This window comes from Aestuariivirga sp., assembly GCF_044239095.1.
Classification (GTDB): domain Bacteria; phylum Pseudomonadota; class Alphaproteobacteria; order Rhizobiales; family Aestuariivirgaceae; genus Aestuariivirga.
In genome coordinates, this window is sequence record NZ_JBIICB010000399.1 from 1 (window position 1) to 2,679 (window position 2,679).

General features: G+C 63.7%; 3 protein-coding genes. 1 reads left to right on the forward strand and 2 read right to left on the reverse strand.

The annotated features are described in order from the left end of the window. Both ACILRA_RS21845 and ACILRA_RS21850 read right to left on the reverse strand, forming a co-directional pair. Nucleotides 1–439 (reverse strand): NAD(P)-dependent oxidoreductase (locus ACILRA_RS21845; protein ID WP_395664145.1); only part of this gene is annotated, 439 nt, incomplete at its 3' end. Between the two features lie 3 nt (nt 440–442). Next, on the reverse strand, nt 443–1,645 hold the full coding sequence (locus ACILRA_RS21850) for a mandelate racemase/muconate lactonizing enzyme family protein (RefSeq protein ID WP_395664146.1): 1,203 nt from the start codon (nt 1,643–1,645) through the stop codon (nt 443–445). A 151-nt stretch (nt 1,646–1,796) separates the two neighbouring features. Between ACILRA_RS21850 and ACILRA_RS21855 the strand changes: the two genes are divergently transcribed. After that, on the forward strand, nt 1,797–2,679 hold an 883-nt coding region (locus tag ACILRA_RS21855), incomplete at its 3' end, for a GMC family oxidoreductase (RefSeq protein ID WP_395664147.1).

Here is a 2,679-nt window from a genome sequence, read left to right on the forward strand (position 1 = left end):
GCGCCGGGCGGTGAAGCTCGAACAGGTCCTTGTCGCCGCCCACCAGCACGGTGATCTCGCCGCGTGCGGCGAGGTGCACGCCGCCGGTGACGGGGGCTTCCAGAACCTTGATGCCCTTGGCCTCCGCCATGCCAGCGAGGCGGATCATCTCGTCACGGCCGTTGGTGGAGTTTTCGATCCAAGTCGAGCCGGGCTTCAGCGTGGTGAGGATCTGCGCCAGCACCTTTTCCGACACGGTAGGAGATGGCAGGCAGGTGAAGACGGCATCGACATTGGCGGCGAGTTCCGCGGGCGTCGCTGCCCATGTTGCACCGTCCTTGACATGGCGTTCGCCCAGTGAGCGGTCGAGGTCGAACACCGTGACCTTGTAGCCCTTCTTGACGAGCGAATGCGCGAGGTGGCCGCCGAGGTTGCCGAGGCCGATGTAACCGTAATGCATGATCTATTCTTCCTTGCGCAGGGGGCGGTTGGTCATTTCGAGGTGGAGGTTGGTGCCGGTGTAGGGGTGGGCTTCCGCCACCTCTTCGTTGAGCTCGATGCCGAGGCCGGGCTCGGTGGGCGGGATCACATAGCCGTCCTGCCAGAGGATGGGCTTCTTGAGGAGGTCGGCGTGGAAGCCGCCCCATTCCTCGATCGATTCGAGGATGAGGAAGTTGGGAAGCGAGGCGGCGTAGTGGATGTTGGCCGCACCCTCGACAGGGCCTGCGTAGAGATGGGGTGCGATCTGGGCATAGAAGGTCTCCGCCATGCCGGCGATCTTCTTGGCTTCCATCAGGCCGCCCACGCGGCCCAGCGCCATCTGCAGGATGGAGGCCGCACGGTTCTCGAGCACGCGGCCGAATTCATACTTGGTGGTGAGGCGCTCGCCGGTGGCAATCGGGATCGATGTACCGCGGGCAACGAGTGCCATTTCTTCCGGCTTGTCCGGCGGCGTCGGCTCCTCGAACCAGAGCGGGTCATAGGGCTCGATCTTCTTTGCAAAGCGAATGGCGCCGGACGCCGTGAACTGGCCGTGGGTGCCGAACAGCAGGTCCGCCTTGGTGCCGACCGCCTCACGGATGAGCTTGCAGAACTTGACGCAGAGCTCCATCGATTCGAGCGAGGGCTGGCGCGGGTCGAAGGCGGAATAGGGGGCGGCGGGATCGAACTTGATGCCGGTGAAGCCGCGCTGCGCATAATGGGCGGCGCGCTCGGCGGATTGTTCGGCGTTCCAGAAGATGGTCGAGTCCTGGCCCTTGGCGGGATCGGGATAGATGTAGGTGTAGGAGCGGAGCTTCTCGTGCACGCGGCCGCCGAGGAGTTCATAGACCGGCTTGTTGAGGGCCTTGCCCTTGATGTCCCACAGCGCGATCTCGAGGCCGGAGAGCACGCCCATGAGCGAGATGTCAGGCCGCATGGAGAAGCCCGAGCCATAGACCTTGCGCCACATGCTTTCGAGGTGGAACGGATCCATGCCTTCGATGTAGCGGTAGAAGGTGTCCTCGATCATCGCCGTCATGGCCTTGGGGCCGAATGTGTCGCAATAGCATTCGCCGATGCCGGTGATGCCGTTGTCTGTCGTCAGCTTGACGAAGATGAAATAGCGCCCGCCCCAGGAGGGCGGCGGATTGCCGACGATGAAGACTTTGAGGTCTTTGACTTTCATGGAAACTGCCCTCCCGGAATGACCCGCTTCTAGCAGCTAAGGCGGCGTGGGGGCGATGAAAATTTCTAACCGGTCGTGAGCCGGAAACACTTGTTTCCATTGCCCGAACTGGCGCAAAAGGCGGACGATCCTCACCAGCGGCAGGGCAATCGTGACAGACACGTTCGACTATATCATCGTGGGCGCCGGATCTGCGGGCTGCGTGCTGGCCGACAGGCTGACGGCCAATGGCCGCCATCGCGTGCTGCTTCTCGAGGCGGGCGGCAGCGACCGCCGTTTCTTCGTGCAGATGCCGCTGGGCTACGGCAAGACCTTCTATGACAAGTCGGTCAACTGGATGTACCAGGCCGAGCCCGACCCCGGTCTCAACGGCCAGCGCGACTACTACCCGCGCGGCAAGCTGCTGGGCGGCTCATCCTCGGTCAACGCCATGGTCTATATCCGCGGCCACCAGGCCGACTACGAGGACTGGAAGGCAGCGGGCAACGTGGGCTGGGGCTGGGACGAGGTGCTGGCCGCCTACAAGGCGATGGAGGGCTATGCCGAGGGCGACCCAGCCTATCGCGGGCTTGGCGGGCCGCTGACGATCACCGATCTTGGGGAACAGGCGCATCCGCTGTGCAAGCCCTATCTGGAGGCAACCGAGAAGGCAGGATTGAAGCATACGCCCGACTTCAATGGTGCGGAGCAGGAAGGGGTGGGCCTCTACCAGTTCACCATCAAGGGCGGCATCCGCAATTCGGCGGCGCGCGCTTTCCTCAGGCCCGCGATGAAGCGGAAGAACCTGAAGGTCGAGACCAATGCGCAGGCGACCAACATCATCTTCGAGGGTAACCGCGCGGTGGGCGTGGCCTATGTGCAGAACGGCCAGTCGCTGAAGGTGCGCGGGCGGGAGGTGATCGTCTCGGGCGGCGCCATCAACTCGCCGCAGCTTCTCCAGCTCTCCGGCATCGGGCCCGGCGCGCTGCTGCAGTCGCTGGGCATTCCGGTGGTGAAGGACAATGCCAATGTGGGTGCGAAGATGCAGGACCACC